This window comes from Nonomuraea polychroma, assembly GCF_004011505.1.
GTDB lineage: Bacteria > Actinomycetota > Actinomycetes > Streptosporangiales > Streptosporangiaceae > Nonomuraea > Nonomuraea polychroma.
Genome location: NZ_SAUN01000001.1, coordinates 1,445,308 through 1,461,452, shown reverse-complemented (window position 1 = coordinate 1,461,452; position 16,145 = coordinate 1,445,308). Strand labels below are relative to the sequence as shown.

11 protein-coding genes and 1 pseudogene are annotated in these 16,145 nt (G+C 69.9%); 10 read left to right on the top strand and 2 right to left on the bottom strand.

The window, feature by feature from the left end; genetic code table 11:
• Positions 1-18: 18 nt before the first annotated feature.
• Both EDD27_RS06390 and EDD27_RS06385 read left to right on the top strand, forming a co-directional pair.
• Complete coding sequence (locus tag EDD27_RS06390) at positions 19-1,125, top strand: aromatic ring-hydroxylating oxygenase subunit alpha (protein WP_241563895.1); 1,107 nt, start codon at positions 19-21, stop codon at positions 1,123-1,125.
• A 334-nt stretch (positions 1,126-1,459) separates the two neighbouring features.
• A pseudogene (locus EDD27_RS06385) lies at positions 1,460-1,750 on the top strand (hypothetical protein); the annotation flags it as partial.
• Here EDD27_RS06385 and EDD27_RS06380 read toward each other — a convergent pair.
• Positions 1,722-2,495: an IclR family transcriptional regulator gene (locus EDD27_RS06380; RefSeq protein WP_206641279.1), complete on the bottom strand. Its 774-nt coding sequence runs from the start codon at positions 2,493-2,495 to the stop codon at positions 1,722-1,724. The pseudogene EDD27_RS06385 and the gene EDD27_RS06380 overlap by 29 nt on opposite strands.
• A gap of 129 nt (positions 2,496-2,624) precedes the next feature.
• Between EDD27_RS06380 and betA the strand changes: the two genes are divergently transcribed.
• A complete protein-coding gene (betA, locus tag EDD27_RS06375; RefSeq protein ID WP_127931523.1) occupies positions 2,625-4,262 on the top strand; it encodes a choline dehydrogenase in 1,638 nt (545 codons plus the stop codon).
• Positions 4,263-4,396: 134 nt separating this feature from the next.
• On the opposite strand, the gene purU is transcribed toward betA, so the two are convergent.
• Positions 4,397-5,248, bottom strand: a complete 852-nt coding sequence (gene purU, locus EDD27_RS06370; protein WP_127931522.1) for a formyltetrahydrofolate deformylase — start codon at positions 5,246-5,248, stop codon at positions 4,397-4,399.
• Positions 5,249-5,484: 236 nt separating this feature from the next.
• On the opposite strand from purU, the gene EDD27_RS06365 reads away from it, so the two are divergent.
• From EDD27_RS06365 to EDD27_RS06335, 7 genes are all read left to right on the top strand, one after another.
• Positions 5,485-6,945 carry an aldehyde dehydrogenase family protein gene (locus EDD27_RS06365; RefSeq protein WP_127931521.1) on the top strand — a complete coding sequence of 487 codons (1,461 nt, stop codon included), beginning with the start codon at positions 5,485-5,487 and terminating at the stop codon, positions 6,943-6,945.
• Between the two features lie 26 nt (positions 6,946-6,971).
• Positions 6,972-8,030 carry a quaternary amine ABC transporter ATP-binding protein gene (locus EDD27_RS06360; RefSeq protein ID WP_127931520.1) on the top strand — a complete coding sequence of 353 codons (1,059 nt, stop codon included), beginning with the start codon at positions 6,972-6,974 and terminating at the stop codon, positions 8,028-8,030.
• Positions 8,030-10,030 carry an ABC transporter permease subunit gene (locus tag EDD27_RS06355; protein ID WP_127931519.1) on the top strand — a complete coding sequence of 667 codons (2,001 nt, stop codon included), beginning with the start codon at positions 8,030-8,032 and terminating at the stop codon, positions 10,028-10,030. The genes EDD27_RS06360 and EDD27_RS06355 overlap by 1 nt, the downstream gene beginning before the upstream one ends.
• Before the next feature lie 45 nt (positions 10,031-10,075).
• On the top strand, positions 10,076-11,059 hold the full coding sequence (locus EDD27_RS06350; RefSeq protein ID WP_241563894.1) for an ABC transporter substrate-binding protein: 984 nt from the start codon (positions 10,076-10,078) through the stop codon (positions 11,057-11,059).
• Positions 11,060-11,241: 182 nt separating this feature from the next.
• A complete protein-coding gene (locus tag EDD27_RS06345; protein WP_127931518.1) occupies positions 11,242-13,647 on the top strand; it encodes a GcvT family protein in 2,406 nt (801 codons plus the stop codon).
• A gap of 12 nt (positions 13,648-13,659) precedes the next feature.
• Positions 13,660-14,916 carry a serine hydroxymethyltransferase gene (gene glyA, locus EDD27_RS06340; RefSeq protein WP_127931517.1) on the top strand — a complete coding sequence of 419 codons (1,257 nt, stop codon included), beginning with the start codon at positions 13,660-13,662 and terminating at the stop codon, positions 14,914-14,916.
• Entirely contained in the window at positions 14,913-16,145 is a 1,233-nt protein-coding gene (locus EDD27_RS06335) for a sarcosine oxidase subunit beta family protein (protein ID WP_127931516.1), read from the top strand. Before glyA ends, EDD27_RS06335 begins: the two co-directional genes overlap by 4 nt.

Here is a 16,145-nt window from a genome sequence, read left to right as displayed (position 1 = left end):
ACCCACAGGAGTACTCCCGTGACCACGTCAAGCGTGATCCCCACCCTCCCCGGCCGCTACTACGTCGACCCCGAGATCTTCGCCCTCGAGCAGAAGAACATCTTCGAGTCGATGTGGTTCTGCGTGGTGCGCTCGTCCGACCTGGGCAAGCCGGGAGCGTTCAAGACCGTGCAGGTCGGCACCGAGAGCATCCTCGTCACCAGGTCGAGGAACGGGTCGGTGCGCGCGTTCTACAACGTCTGCCGTCATCGCGGCGCCACCATCCGCACGGAGGAGTCCGGCGAGGTCAAGCGGGCCTTCCAGTGCCCGTACCACGCGTGGACCTACGACCTCGACGGCAAGCTCATCGCCGCGCCCAACCTGACCAAGATGGCCGACCTGGACCGGGTCGAGTACGGCCTGGTCAAGGTGCACGTGCGGGAGTGGCTCGGCTACGTGTGGGTCTGCCTGGCCGACGATCCGCCCTCCTTCGAGGACGACGTGCTCGGCGCGGTCACCGAGCGGCTCGGCGCGCTGGAGCTGATCGACAACTACGACGTGCCGAGCCTCGAGGTCGGACGGCGCATCGTGTACGACGTCCAGGCCAACTGGAAGCTCATCATCGAGAACTTCATGGAGTGCTACCACTGCGCCACGATCCACCCCGAGCTGACCGAGGTGCTGCCCGAGTTCGCCGACGGCTACGCGGCGCAATACTTCGTCGGCCACGGCGCCGAGTTCGGCGAGGAGATCCAGGGCTTCACCGTTGACGGCTCCCCCGGGCTCGACCGCATCCCCGGCGTGAGCGAGGAGCAGGACAGGCGCTACTACGCGATCACCGTCAAGCCGCAGGTCTTCGTGAACCTGGTGCCCGACCACGTGATCGTGCACCGGATGTTCCCGCTGGCCGTCGACCGCACGGTGGTCGAGTGCGACTGGCTCTATCTGCCCGACGTGGTGGCGAGCGGCAAGGACTTGGACAAGTCGGTCGAGCTCTTCCACCGCGTCAACGAGCAGGACTTCGAGGCGTGCGAGCGCACCCAGCCGCGCATGAGCTCGCGCACGTACGCCAAGGGCGGCGTCCTGGTGCCGAGCGAGCACCACATCGGCGCCTTCCACGAGTGGGTCCAGAACCGGATCGGCTGAGCGATGGAAGAGGAGGACGAGGGGCTCCAGGCCGGCCCGCCCAAGGACTGGGCGGGCGGGCTGCCCGCGGTGGGACACGCCTGGCCGGAGGGCGAGCACCGCAGCCCGGCGGAGTTCTGCGAGAACGGCGCCCAGGCGACGTCGGGCACCCTCCCCGGTCGGATCGTGCACCTCTGGCCGGTCAGCGTCCGGAGGGACGTGTTCACACGGGCTGGCAGCGTCGCTGCCGGTACCAGGGCACGAAGGCGATTGGCGGATGCCGGGCATTTGGCTGTGCCCAGGTCCTGTGCAACCACAGGATCGCTGAGCCGATCAGAGAGGCTCACCGAGCGCGCTGCCCAGCGCGCCCAGGGACGAACGCCGCTTCCCCACCGCGACCGGCAGGGCGAACTTCACCGTCAACCGGCTGGAGGTGCTGCGGGTGCCGCCGGGACGGCTGCTGTTGCAGGCGGTCCGCCGGGTGATCGCCTACCCGACGGCACGCGGCTGCTGCGCGGCCTATTTCCCGGAGACCAACGTGCTGGTGCCGCTGGACTCGGTGCCCGAGACGTCCAACACTCCGACGTCGAAGAGCGTGGTGGTGCGGCTGGCGCGGGCTAGTCCGCGTAGCCGAGCCGCCCGCTGATCTCGTCGGCCCCACCGATGAGGACGGAGGCGAGCTGGTGCATACGCTCGGCGCTGAAGCGGTAGGCGGGCCCGGACACGCTGACCGCGGCCACGACGTCCCCGTGGTAGGAGCGAATGGGCGCGGCCATGGCGTTCAGCCCGTCCTCCAGCTCCTCCAGGCAGTAGGCGTAGCCCGCCTTCCTGATCTCGGCGAGCTGCTTCTCGAGCTCGGCCACGTCGGTGATGGTGCGGTCCGTGAGGCGCTCCAGCGGCCTTTCGGACAGCAGCTTCGCCCGCTGCTTGTCCTCGACGTGGGCCAGGAGCACCTTGCCGCTGGAGGTGGCGTGGAGCGGGGTGAGCTGGCCGACCCAGTTGAAGGTGGTGACGGCGGACGGCCCGCGTACCTGGTCCAGGTTGACCGCGTAGGAGGAGCGGAGCACGGCGATGTTGACGGTCTCACCGATCTCCTCGGCCAGCCGCTGGCAGACGGGACGGCTGCGCCGGCCGAGGTCCATCTGGGTGTTGACGCCTCCGGCCAGGCGGATGATGCCGAAGCCCAGGCGGTATTTGCCCCGGTCCTCGGCCTGCTCGACCAGGCCGCGCGCCTCCAGGGCGCCGAGCAGCCGGAAGGCGGTCGACTTGTGCACGTCGATCTCGGCGGCCACTTCGCTGACGCCGGCTTCGCCCCGCCGGGAGAGGATCTCCAGCACGCTGATCGCCCGATCGACCGACTGCACGCCCCCACTACCCGAGTCGTTGCTCATAGCGAAACTGTAAGTGCTGTGAGGAACTCACGCGAGCTGAAGTGCCCAAAAGATCTCCTGTTGCGAGTAGTGCAACGAAATTCACATAACGCTACGATTCCGTGAAACGCGCGAGCGAGACGAGGCAACATGACGTCACAGCAGTACGACTTCGTCATCGTCGGAGGCGGCTCGGCCGGCAGCGCCCTGGCCAACCGGCTCTCCGCGGACCCTTCCACCCGGGTGCTGGTGCTCGAGGCGGGCCGGCCCGACTACCCTTGGGACGTCTTCATCCACATGCCGGCGGCGCTCCCCTTCCCGTGCGGCAACCCCTTCTACGACTGGCGTTACGAGTCCGAGCCCGAGCCGTTCATGAACGGCCGCCGGATCCACCACGCGCGCGGGAAAGTCCTGGGCGGTTCCAGCAGCATCAACGGCATGATCTTCCAGCGTGGCAATCCGCTGGACTACGAGCGCTGGGGCGGCGATCCCGGGATGAAGAACTGGGACTACGCCCACTGCCTGCCGTACTTCAAGCGGATGGAGAACTGCCTGGCCGACCCCGGCACGCCCTGGCGCGGCCATGACGGGCCGCTGGCGCTGGAGCGCGGCGCGGCGAGCACGCCGCTCTTCACGGCCTTCTTCGAGGCGGTGCAGCAGGCCGGCTACCCGCTCACCGACGACGTCAACGGCTACCGCCAGGAAGGCTTCGCCCGCTTTGACCGCAACATCCGGCGGGGCCGCAGGCTCAGCGCGGCCAGGGCGTACCTGCACCCGGTGATGAAGCGGCCGAACCTCACGGTCAAGACGCGGACGTTCGTGACGCGGATCCTCTTCGAGGGCAAGCGGGCCGTCGGCGTCGAATACGACGGCGGGACGGTGCGCGCGGGAGAGGTCATCCTGTGCGGCGGCGCGATCAACTCGCCTCAGCTCCTCCAGCTGTCCGGCATCGGGAACGCCGACGAGCTGCGCGCCCTCGGCGTCGACGTCGTGCACCACCTGCCGGGCGTGGGCGAGAACCTGCAGGACCATCTGGAGGTCTACATCCAGCACGGGTGCGGCAAGCCCGTCTCGATGCAGCCGAACCTGCAGAAGTGGCGCCACCCGTGGATCGGCGCCCAGTGGTTGTTCCTGCGCAAGGGGCCGGGCGCGACCAACCACTTCGAGGCCGGCGGCTTCGTGCGCAGCAACGACGACGTGGACTACCCCAACCTCATGTTCCACTTCCTGCCGATCGCGGTGCGCTACGACGGCTCCGCACCTGCGGCCGGACACGGCTACCAGGTGCACGTCGGCCCCATGTACTCCGACGCGCGCGGCTCCGTGAAGATCAAGAGCAGCGACCCGCGGCAACATCCCGCCCTGCGCTTCAACTACCTGTCCACCGACCAGGATCGGCGCGAGTGGGTGGAGGCCGTCAGGGTGGCCCGCGACATCCTCGGCCGGCCGGCGCTGCAGGAGTACAGCACCGGCGAGCTGTCACCGGGGCCCTCCGTCGAGACCGACGAGGAGATCCTGGAGTGGGTGGCCAAGGACGGCGAGACGGCGCTGCACCCCTCCTGCACGGCCCGGATGGGCATCGACGAGATGTCCGTGCTCGACCCCGAGAGCATGCGCGTGCACGGCGTGGACGGGCTGCGCGTGGTCGACGCCTCGGCCATGCCGTACGTGACGAACGGCAACATCTACGCGCCGGTCATGATGCTGGCGGAGAAGGCGGCCGACCTGATCCTCGGCAACACCCCGCTGCCGCCGGAGTCGGCCGAGTTCTACCGGCACCGGTCCTGACCCCGTATTCGCACGTCATCGCGGTCGGCCTGCGCGCCTCCGCCCTGCCGGGACGAAGCGGCAGGAGCGGACTGCGGGCCCGGCGAACGCTTGAGGCGGTGAGGGACTCCCTCACCGCCTCAAAGACCGGAAGGTCAGCGGAAGACGACGGTGCGGTCGCCGTTGAGCAGCACCCGCTGCTCGCTGTGCCACTTCACCGCTCTGGCCAGCACTTGGGCCTCGACGTCCCGGCCCACGGCGACCAGGTCGTCGGGGTCGAGCTCGTGGTCCACCCTGGCCACGTCCTGCTCGATGATCGGCCCCTCGTCCAGATCCGCCGTCACGTAGTGCGCCGTCGCCCCGATGAGCTTCACGCCGCGCTCGTGCGCCTGGTGGTACGGCTTGGCGCCCTTGAAGCCCGGCAGGAAGGAGTGGTGGATGTTGATCGCCCGCCCCTCGAGCTGTTTGCACAGGTCGTCCGACAGGATCTGCATGTAGCGGGCGAGCACCACCAGGTCCGCGTCGTACTCGGCGACCAGCTCCAGCACCCTGGCCTCGGCCTCGGCCTTGCCGTTCGACGTCACGGGCACGTGGTGGAAGGGGACGCCGTAGGAGGCGGCCAGCGGCTCCAGGTCCGGGTGGTTGGAGACGACCGCGGGGATCTCGATGTTCAGGCCGCCGACCTGGCGGCGGAAGAGCAGGTCGTTCATGCAGTGGCCGAACTTCGACACCATGATCAGCGTCCGGGTCGGCGTGGCGGCGTCCTTGAGCTGCCAGGTCATCTGGAAGGACTCCGCGACGTAGGTGAAGCCCTCGCGCAGCTCCTCCAGCCCGTCCTGGGAGGCGAAGTGCACCCGCATGAAGAAGCCGCCGCCCTTGCGGTCGTTGAACTGCTTGCTCTGCAGCATGTTGCCTCCGTGCTGGATGAGGAAGCTGCTGACCGCGTAGACGATGCCCGGCTTGTCGGCGCAGGAGATGGTGAGGATGAACTCGCGCCCAGGAGCCATCGCTCCTCCTTGTGTTGCGTATTACGCAAATAAGAGACTTATACGCAACAGCGTGAACGGAGAGCGGCCGGTCCGTCAAGAGGGGAAACTCCACCCAGCGCAGGGGTAAACGGATCACAACGTATGGATTCGGCCAGTGATTCCCCCAAAGCCTTGACGAACCACCAGCGGCCGGTCAATCCTGTTCCTCATTAAGCACTAGCTTGCGCCATGCGCAACGATCTGGGGTGTGTCGGATGACCGACCTCTACATCGGCGGCAACTGGACGAGGCCGATCGCCAATGGGCAGCGGCACATCCACTCGCCCGCCGACGGCAGTCTGGTCGCCACGGTGGCCGAGGCCACGGCGGCCGACGCCGAGGCCGCGATCGCGGCCGCCCGGCACGCCTTCGACGCGGGCCCCTGGCCGCAGACCCCGGCCCGCGAGCGCGGCGCACTGCTCTACAGGGTAGCTGACCTGCTGGAACGCGACCGCGACAGGTTCGCGAGAGCCGAATCGGGCGACACCGGCAAGCGCCTCGTGGAGAGCGAGTACGACGTCGACGACTCCATCGCCTCCCTGCGCTACTTCGCCGGGGTGGCCGGCACCGACGCGGGGCGGGTGATCGACACGGGCCGGGACGACGCCATCAGCCGCATCGTCCACGAGCCCGTCGGCGTCTGCGGCCTGATCACGCCGTGGAACTACCCGCTGCTGCAGGCGACGTGGAAGGTCGCCCCCGCGCTCGCCGCCGGCAACACCTTCGTGCTGAAGCCCAGCGAGCTCACCCCCAGCACCGCGATCCTGCTGATGCGCGCGCTGGAGGAGGCGGGCCTGCCCGCGGGCGTGGCCAACCTGGTGCTCGGCGCGGGCCACGAGGCGGGCGCGCCGCTGGCCGAGCACCCGGCCGTGGACCTGGTGTCGTTCACCGGCGGCGTGACCACCGGGCGCCGGATCATGGCGGCCGCCGCGGCCACCGTCAAGCGGGTGGCCCTCGAACTGGGCGGCAAGAACCCCAACATCGTCTTCGCCGACGCCGATCTCGAGACCGCGATCGACTTCGCGCTCACCGCGGTGTTCCTGCACTCGGGCCAGGTCTGCTCGGCCGGCGCCCGCCTCCTCGTCGAGGACTCCCTGCACGACGCCTTCGTGGACGAGGTGGTGCGCCGGGCGGAGCTGATCCGCCTGGGCGGCCCCTTCGACCCGGACGCGCACACCGGCCCGCTCATCTCCGCCGCGCACCTGGCCAAGGTCGAGGAGTACGTGGCGGCGGGCCTGGCCGAGGGCGCGGTCCTGCGCTGCGGCGGCCACCGGATGGAAGGCCCCGGCTTCTTCTACCGCCCCACCGTGCTCGACGAGTGCAAGCAGGGCATGCGCGTGGTGCGCGAGGAGTCCTTCGGCCCGGTGCTCACCGTGGAGCGCTTCACCACCGAGGACGAGGCCGTGCGCCTCGCCAACGACACCGAGTACGGCCTGGCCGGCGCGGTCTGGACCCAGGACGCCGGCAAGGCGCAGCGGGTGGCGGGCCGGCTGCGGCACGGCACGGTGTGGATCAACGACTACCACCCCTACGTGCCGCAGGCCGAGTGGGGTGGCTTCAAGCAGTCAGGCATCGGCCGCGAGCTCGGGCCCACCGGCCTGGACGAATACCGCGAGATCAAGCATGTCTGGCAGAACATCCGCCCACGCCCGCAGCGGTGGTTCCCAGCGAACTGACGCCCCCCGACGACCAAGAGGTGGTCATGACCGCACCGTCACTGACCGAACGCAACCCGCTCGGCACCGAGACACCCCCGATCCTCGACGTGAAGGGGCTCTGGAAGGTGTTCGGGCCCAAGGCTGACCGCGTCGTCGGCACCACCCTCAGCCGCGCGGAGCTGAAGGAGCAGACCGGCTGCGTCGCCGCCGTCCGCGACGTCTCCTTCTCGGTACGGCGCGGCGAGGTCTTCGTCGTCATGGGCCTGTCGGGCTCGGGCAAGTCCACCCTGGTCCGCTGCCTCACCAGGCTGATCGAGCCGACGGCCGGCGAGATCGTGCTCGACGGCGAGGACATCCGCCAGGCGGACGAGAAGCGGCTGCGGGAGCTGCGCAGGCACCGCATGGCCATGGTCTTCCAGCACTTCGGGCTGCTGCCGCACCGGTGTGTGCTGGACAACGTCGTCTTCGGGCTGGAGATCCGCGGGGTGCCCAAGCAGGACCGCTATGTCAGGGCACGCGAGGTCGTCGGGCTGGTGGGCCTGACCGGCTTCGAGAACTCCTACCCCGACCAGCTCTCCGGAGGCATGCAGCAGCGCGTCGGCCTGGCCCGCGCGCTGGCCGCCGATCCCGAGGTGCTGCTGTTCGACGAGCCGTTCTCCGCGCTCGACCCGCTGATCAGGCGGGAGATGCAGAACGAGATCATCCGCCTGCACCACGAGGTCGGCAAGACCATGATCTTCATCACGCACGACCTGAGCGAGGCGCTCAAGCTGGGCGACCGCATCCTCATCATGCGCGACGGGGAGCTCGTCCAGATCGGCACGCCCGACGAGGTCGTGGGCGCGCCGGCCGACGACTACGTCAGGGACTTCGTCAGCGACGTGCCGCGCTCCCACGTGCTGACGCTGCGCTGGATCATGCGCGACCCGCTGCCCGACGAGCCCCTGGACGGCCCCGAGCTGGGCCCCGACGTGGTCATCAGGGACGCGGCGCACAGCGTGATGTCGGCCGGCCGGCCGGTCCGCGTGACCGAGAACGGCGCCCTGCTCGGCGTGGTCACCAGCGTGGAGATCCTCGAGGTCATCGCAGGAGGGCAGTCCTGATGGCTCCCGTGACTGCCGCGGTGACGGCAGTGGCCACGCGGCTGCGCGGCCGGAAATACCTCATCCTCGCGGTGCTCGCGGTCTGGGTGCTGGGATGGGCGCTGCTGCACGGGCGCGACACGCTGGAGCTGGGCGGCGCGGAGCTGACGCCGGTGCACAGCTCGCTCAACCAGGGCATGGACGCCATCGACGACGGCAGGAACAGCAACCCGTTCTTCCTCTACTTCGTCAACTACATCCGGCTCTTCCTCGACGAGGCCGTGACGTTCGTCCAGGCCCTGATCAGCCAGCCGTCCTTCGGGCGCCCGCTGCCCGTGCTGGGCTGGCTGGGCGTGACGGCCCTGGCGACGGGGGTCGCCTTCCTGTACGGCAACAGGAAGTCGGCGCTGCTCACGGCGGCGGGCCTGATCTCCTTCGGGCTGCTGGGCCTGTGGGAGGAGAGCATGGACACGCTCGCCCTCACGCTGACCGCGGTGGTCCTGTCGCTGGCCGTGGGCATCCCGCTCGGTGTGTGGGCGGGGATGAGCGACCGCTTCCACCGGGTGGTCACCCCCGTGCTGGACTTCATGCAGACGATGCCGACGTTCGTCTACCTGGCGCCGCTCACGCTCTTCTTCCTCATCGGCCCGGCCAGCGCGACGGTCGCCACGATGATCTACGCGATCCCGCCGGCCATCCGCATCACCGCGCACGGCATCCGCCAGGTCTCGCCCGACACCCTCGAGGCGGGCACCTCGCTGGGCGCCACCACCGCCCAGTCGCTGCGGCACGTGCGGCTGCCGATGGCCAAACAGACGATCATCGTCGGGGTCAACCAGACCATCATGGCCGCGTTGTCCATGGCCACCATCGCGGCGCTCATCGACGCGCCGGGCCTGGGTCAGACGGTGCTGAAGGCGCTGCAGACCCTGGACGTGGGCACCGCGTTCAACGCGGGCCTGGCCATCGTCATCATGGCGGTGGTGCTGGACCGGGTGACCTCGGCGGCCAGCCGCCGGGTGGAGGCCGAGCGCAGGGCCGGCCGGCTGCTCAGCCCCGGACGGCGGCGGCTCCAGGTCACGGGCGTGCTCGGGGTCGCCGCGTTCCTGTGTTACCTGTCCTACACCTACGTCTGGGCGGCGGAGTTCCCCGCACAGGCCAACGTCGGCCCCTACGTGCGCCGAGCCGCCGACGCGGCGAGCGTCTGGGTGCAGGACAGCCTGGTCGGCGTCACCGAAGCGGTCAAGAACCTGCTCACCAACGGGCTGCTCAACCCGTTCGAGGCGCTGCTGACCGGCTCGCCGTGGTGGCTGGTCTTCGCCGTGGCCGTGGCCGTGGCGCTACTGGCGGGCAACGCGCGGGCGGCCCTGGCGACCGCGATCGGCCTGGCGGTGCTGGTCCTGCTCGGGCTCTGGCAGGACAGCATGGTCACGCTGGCCTCGACCGTGGTCGCGACGGTCCTGGTCATGGTGCTCGGCCTGGTGGTGGGCGTGTGGATGGGCCGCAGCGACCGGGCCGACACCATGCTGCGCCCCGTCCTCGACGCCGGCCAGACCATGCCCCACTTCGTCTATCTGGTGCCGCTCCTGGGCCTGTTCGGCCCGACGCGGTTCACCGCGATCATCGCGGCCGTGATCTTCGCGGCCCCGGTCGCGATCAAGCTGGTGGCCGAGGGCATCAGGCGGGTCTCCCCCACCACGGTCGAGGCCGCCACCTCGGCGGGGGCGAGCACCTGGCAGCTCATCTCCAAGGTCCAGCTGCCGATGGCCCGCAGCGGCGTGACGCTCGCGGCCAGCCAGGGACTCATCTACGTGCTCTCGATGGTCGTCGTGGGCGGCCTCGTGGGGGCGGGGGCGCTCGGCTACGACGTCGTGGCCGGCTTCTCGCAGCACCAGCTCAGGGGGAAGGGGCTGGCCGCCGGGCTCGCGATCGTCGTGCTCGGCATCGTGCTCGACCGCGTCATGCGCGCCGCCACGCAGCGGGCAGACGCGGCGGCTCACGGTGGGCAACCGCACAACTAACCGAAGACGGGCCCCTCGGCCCGAGGAACCACCAGGAGGACCTAGGTGACGAATTCGAGGAGCGGAAAGGTCAGGGCACTCGTGCTCGTAACCGGCATGGGCCTCTTTCTCAACGCCTGCGCGGGCGCGAAGGTCGGCGAGACGGCCGCACCGGCCGCCGGCGGAGGCAGTGCCAAGGCGTGCGGGACACTCAACCTCGCGATCAACCCGTGGGTGGGCTACGAGGCCAACGCCGCGGTGATCGCCTACGTGGCCGAGAAGAACCTCGGCTGCACGGTCGTGAAGAAGGACCTCAAGGAGGAGGTCGCCTGGCAGGGCTTCGGCACCGGCGAGGTGGACGCGATCGTGGAGAACTGGGCACACGACGACCTGAAGAAGAAGTACATCGACGACCAGAAGGTCGCCGTCTCGGCGGGGCCGACGGGCAACAAGGGCGTCATCGGCTGGTACGTGGCCCCGTGGATGGCCGAGAAGTACCCGGACATCACCGACTACAAGAACCTCAACAAGTACGCCTCCCTCTTCAAGACCTCCGAGTCCGGCGGCAAGGGCCAGCTCCTCGACGGCGACCCTTCCTACGTCACCAACGACGAGGCCCTGGTCAAGAACCTCAAGCTGGACTACAAGGTCGTCTACGCGGGCAGCGAGACCGCGCTCATCACCGCCTTCCGCCAGTCTCAGAAGCAACAGAAGCCGATCCTGGCCTACTTCTACGAGCCCCAGTGGTTCCTGTCGGAGCTCAAGCTGGTCAAGGTGAACCTGCCCGCCTACAAGGAAGGCTGCGACGCCGATCCGGAGAAGGTGGCCTGCGACTACCCGCCGTACCAGCTCGACAAGATCGTGAGCAAGAAGTTCGCCGACTCCGGCAGCCCCGCCTACGAGCTGGTCAAGAACTTCACCTGGACCAACGACGACCAGAACCTCGTGGCGAAGTACATCGCCGAGGACAAGATGACCGCCGAGGAGGCGGCCGCCAAGTGGGTGGCCGACAACCCGGACAAGGTCAAGGCCTGGCTGCCCAAGAGCTGACCGGCTGCCGCGAACCCGGCCCGATCGCACGCGCGATCGGGCCGGGTTCGCGTGCGTTCCGCGGCGCCGATGAGCGGCACGGAATTAGACAGAACGCCCCTTGACACCCGCAATCCGGCAGGCGACGCTTGTTGCGGGAAGCGCGTTAGGTTGCATATGTCGCAACAACACCGGAGGTGGCTATGACGGGCCCGAGAGTCGTCATCATCGGGGCCGGCGTGGTCGGCGCGGCACTCGCCGACGAGCTGTCGGCCCGCGGCTGGACCGACGTCGCAGTGGTCGACCAGGGTGACGTACCCGCCACCGGCGGCTCCTCCTCGCACGCGCCCGGTCTGGTGTTCCAGACCAACGGCTCCAAGACCATGGCCGAGATGGCCCGCTACACCGTGGAGAAGTTCGTCGAGCTGGACAGCTTCCTCCAAGTGGGCGGCCTGGAGGTGGCCACGACCCCCGAGCGCCTCGCGGAGCTGCAGCGCCGCCACGGCTGGGCGACGGCATGGGGCCTGGAGGCCCATCTGCTTTCCCCCGCCGAGTGCGTGGCCAAGCACTCGCTGCTGGACCCCGGCAAGGTGCTCGGCGGCCTGTTCCTCCCCACCGACGGCCTGGCCAAGGCGGTCAAGGCGGTCCAGGCGCAGCTCACCAGGGCGACCGAGCGCGGCGTGCGGGTGCTGGCCAGGCACGAGGTGCTGGACATCAGGACCGAGGGCGGCCGGGTCGCCGCGGTGGTCACCGACCACGGCGAGATCCCCGCCGACGTGGTGGTCTGCTGTGCCGGGATCTGGGGGCCGCGCGTGGCCCGCATGGTGGGCATGGAGCTGCCGCTCACGCCGCTGGCCCACCAGCTGGCCTGGACGGGTCAGATCCCCGACCTGGCCGGGCAGACCGGGGAGGCGACCCGGCCCATCCTGCGTCACCAGGACGCCGACCTGTACGTCCGGGAGCGCTACGACACGCTGGGCATCGGCTACTACGGCCACCGGCCCATGCCGGTCAGCCCCGACGACATCCTCTCGGTGGACGCCGCCGAGGTCATGCCGTCGGTGCTGACCTTCACCCCCGACGACTTCGCCGACGCCTGGACCGAGACCCAGAGCCTGCTGCCGGGGACGCGGTCGGCCAAGGTGGAGGAGGGCATCAACGGGCTGTTCTCGTTCACGACCGACCACATGCCGCTGATGGGTGAGTCGCGCGAGGTGAAGGGCTTCTGGGTGGCGGAGGCCGTGTGGGTCACCCACTCCGCAGGGGTCGCCATGGCCATGGCCGAGTGGCTGGTCGACGGCCACTGCTCCTCCTTCGACCTGCACGAATGCGACGTCAACCGGTTCGAGCCGCACCAGATAGCTCCCGACTACGTGCTGGCGCGCGGCTGCCAGAACTACGTCGAGGTCTACGACATCATCCACCCGCTGCAGCCCATGGAGCATCCGCGCCCGATGCGCACCAGCCCGTTCCACGTCCGCCAGCAAGAGCTCGGCGCGATCTTCCTGGAGGCCTCCGGCTGGGAGCGGCCACAGTGGTACGGCGCCAACGCCCCGCTGCTCCAGGGCCGCGACATCCCGACGCCCGGCGACTGGGCCGCCCAATACTGGTCGCCCATCGTGGGCGCGGAGGCGCAGGCCACCCGGGAGTCCGTCGCGATGTACGACATGACCGCGCTCAAGCGCCTGGAGATCAGCGGCCCCGGCGCGGTCGGCTTCCTGCAGTCCCTGGTGACCGGCGACATCGACAAGTCCGTCGGCTCCGTGACGTACTGCCTGCTCCTGGACACCGACGGCGGCATCCGCAGCGACATCACCGTCGCGCGCCTGGGCCCCGAGCTGTTCCAGGTCGGCGCCAACGGCAACCTGGACCTCGACTGGCTGGACCGGCGGCGACCGCGCGCGGTCCACATCCGGGACATCACCGCGGGCACCTGCTGCGTGGGCGTGTGGGGCCCGCGTGCCCGCGACCTCGTCCAGCCGCTCACCGGCATCGACCTGACCGCGCTGCGTTACTTCCGCGGCGCCCGGGGCTACATCGGCAACGTGCCGGTCACCATGCTGCGCCTGTCGTACGTCGGCGAGCTGGGCTGGGAGATCTACACCACCGCCGACATGGGACTCAAGCTCTGGGACACGCTCTGGGAGGCCGGGCAGCGGCACGGCGTCATCGCCGGCGGCCGCGGCGCGTTCACCAGCCTGCGCCTGGAGAAGGGCTACCGCTCCTTCGGCACGGACATGACCTTCGAGCACGACCCCTACGAGGCGGGGCTCGGCTTCGCCGTCAAGCTGGACAAGGGCGACTTCGTCGGCCGCGAGGCGCTGCTGGAGCGCAAGCAGGAGGTGCGCCGGCGGCTGACCTGCCTGCTCACCGACGAGGTCGTCATGGGCAAGGAGCCCGTCTACGACACCGACGGCGGTCCGGCCGGCTACGTCACCAGCGCCGCCTACGGATACACGATCGGCAGGGGCATCGCCTACGCCTGGCTGCCCGCCGACCTGGCGAACCCCGGCCAGGAGGTGACCATCGGCTACTTCGACCGTAACGTACGCGCCGTCGTCGCCGAGGAACCGCTCTTCGACCCCACGATGCAGCGGCTGCGCGGTTAGGAGAGGACATACATGATCGACACCCCGCTGGACGTGGTCGACCCGGAGGTCCACGCCGCCATCGGCGCCGAGCTGGCGCGCCAGCGCTCGACGCTGGAGATGATCGCCTCCGAGAACTTCGCGCCCGTCGCCGTCATGGCGGCGCAGGGCTCGGTGCTCACCAACAAGTACGCCGAGGGCTACCCGGGCCGGCGCTACTACGGCGGCTGCGAGCACGTGGACGTGATCGAGCAGATCGCCATCGACCGGGTGAAGGCGCTGTTCGGCGCGGCGGCGGCCAACGTGCAGCCGCACTCCGGCGCCCAGGCCAACGCCGCGGCCATGGCCGCGCTGCTCGAACCCGGCGACACCATCCTCGGGCTCGACCTGGCCCATGGCGGCCATCTCACGCACGGCATGCGGATCAACTTCTCCGGCCGCCTGTACAACGTGGTCGCCTACCACGTACGCGAGAGCGACCACCTGGTGGACATGGAGGAGGTCGAGCGGCTGGCCCGCGAGCACCGGCCCAAGCTGATCATCGCCGGCTGGTCGGCCTACCCCCGCCACCTGGACTTCGCCGCCTTCCGGCGGATCGCCGACGAGGTGGGCGCGTACCTGCTGGTGGACATGGCGCACTTCGCCGGCCTGGTGGCCGCGGGCCTGCACCCCTCCCCCGTGCCGCACGCCCACGTCGTCACCACCACCACGCACAAGACCCTCGGCGGCCCGCGCGGCGGCGTGATCCTGTCCACGGAGGACCTCATCAAGAAGATCAACTCGTCGGTCTTCCCCGGCCAGCAGGGCGGGCCGCTGGAGCACGTCATCGCCGCCAAGGCCGTCGCGTTCAAGATCGCCGGCGAGGACGCCTTCCGCGACCGGCAGCGGCGCACGCTGGAGGGCGCCAAGATCCTCGCCGACCGGCTGCTCGCACCCGACGCCGCCGAGGCCGGGGTCAAGGTGCTGACCGGCGGCACCGACGTGCATCTCGTCCTGGTCGACCTGCGTGATTCGGCGCTGGACGGCAAGCAGGCCGAGGACCGGCTGCACGCCGCCGGGATCACGGTGAACAGGAACGCGGTGCCGTTCGACCCGCGCCCGCCGATGGTCACCTCCGGCCTGCGCATCGGCACGCCGGCGCTGGCCACGCGGGGGTTCGGCGCCGACGACTTCGCCGACGTGAGCGACGTCATCGCGACGGCGCTCACGCCGGAGGCCGACCTGTCCTTCCTGCGCGGCCGGGTCGAGGCCCTGGCCGGCAAGCACCCGCTCTACGAGGACGTCCGATGAGCCCCCACGCCCCGGGCGCCGACCTGCCCGAGCACCCCGACCGGCTGTGGAGCGCCACCGAGCCCAAGGCGTCCTACGACGTGGTGATCGTCGGAGCCGGCGGGCACGGCCTCGCGACTGCCTACTACCTGGCCAAGAACCACGGCATCACGAACGTCGCCGTGCTGGAGCGGGGCTGGCTGGCGGGCGGCAACATGGCCCGCAACACCACCATCATCCGCTCCAACTACCTGTGGGACGAGAGCGCCGGCATCTACGAGCACGCGCTGAAGCTCTGGGAGGGGCTGGAGGAGGAGCTCGACTACCCGCTGCTGTTCAGCCAGCGCGGCGTGCTCAACCTCGCCCACAGCCTCCAGGACGTCCGCGACAGCATGCGGCGGGTCGAGGCCAACAGGCTCAACGGCGTGGACGCCGAATGGCTGGACCCCCAGCAGGTCAAGGAGGTCTGCCCGATCGTCAACGTCTCCCCCGGCGTCCGCTACCCGGTGCTGGGCGGCACCTTCCAGCCCCGGGCCGGGATCGCCAAGCACGACCACGTCGCCTGGGGCCTGGCCAGGGCGGCCGCGGCGCTCGGCGTCGAGTTCATCGAGCACTGCGAGGTCACCGGGCTGCAAGTGCGCGACGGCCGGGTGACCGGCGTGGAGACCACCCGCGGCACGATCGCGGCGGGCCGGGTGGCGCTGTGCGCCGCCGGTCACACCTCGGTCGTGGCCGCCACGGCTGGGATCGATCTGCCGCTGCAGAGCCACCCGCTCCAGGCGCTGGTCTCCGAGCTGCTGGAGCCGGTGCATCCCACGGTGGTCATGTCCAACGCCGTGCACGTGTACGTCAGCCAGGCGCACAAGGGCGAGCTCGTCATGGGGGCGGGCATCGACGCGGCCAACTCCTACCGCCAGCGCGGCGCCTTCCACATCATCGAACAGCAGATGGCCGCGGCTCTGGAGTTGTTCCCGGTCTTCGCCCGGGCGCACGTGCTGCGTACCTGGGGCGGCGTCGTGGACGTCTCGCCCGACGCGTCACCGATCATGGGCCTCACCCCGGTCGAGGGCCTCTACCTCAACTGCGGCTGGGGCACCGGCGGCTTCAAGGCGACGCCCGGCGTGGGCTGGTGCTTCGCCCACACCGTGGCCAACGACGAGCCGCATCCCCTCAACGCTCCCTTCTCCCTTGACCGATTCGTCACCGGGGCGCTCGTCGACGAGCACGGCGCCGCCGCGGTCGCCCACTGA

Bases quoted from the DNA above. Each gene is read 5' to 3' on its own strand.
- EDD27_RS06380 (WP_206641279.1), bottom strand. From the start codon at position 2,495: ATGAGCAACGACTCGGGTAGTGGGGGCGTGCAGTCGGTCGATCGGGCG.
- betA (WP_127931523.1), top strand. From the start codon at position 2,625: ATGACGTCACAGCAGTACGACTTCGTCATCGTCGGAGGCGGCTCGGCC.
- purU (WP_127931522.1), bottom strand. From the start codon at position 5,248: ATGGCTCCTGGGCGCGAGTTCATCCTCACCATCTCCTGCGCCGACAAG.
- EDD27_RS06365 (WP_127931521.1), top strand. From the start codon at position 5,485: ATGACCGACCTCTACATCGGCGGCAACTGGACGAGGCCGATCGCCAAT.
- EDD27_RS06360 (WP_127931520.1), top strand. From the start codon at position 6,972: ATGACCGCACCGTCACTGACCGAACGCAACCCGCTCGGCACCGAGACA.
- EDD27_RS06355 (WP_127931519.1), top strand. From the start codon at position 8,030: ATGGCTCCCGTGACTGCCGCGGTGACGGCAGTGGCCACGCGGCTGCGC.
- EDD27_RS06345 (WP_127931518.1), top strand. From the start codon at position 11,242: ATGACGGGCCCGAGAGTCGTCATCATCGGGGCCGGCGTGGTCGGCGCG.
- glyA (WP_127931517.1), top strand. From the start codon at position 13,660: ATGATCGACACCCCGCTGGACGTGGTCGACCCGGAGGTCCACGCCGCC.
- EDD27_RS06335 (WP_127931516.1), top strand. From the start codon at position 14,913: ATGAGCCCCCACGCCCCGGGCGCCGACCTGCCCGAGCACCCCGACCGG.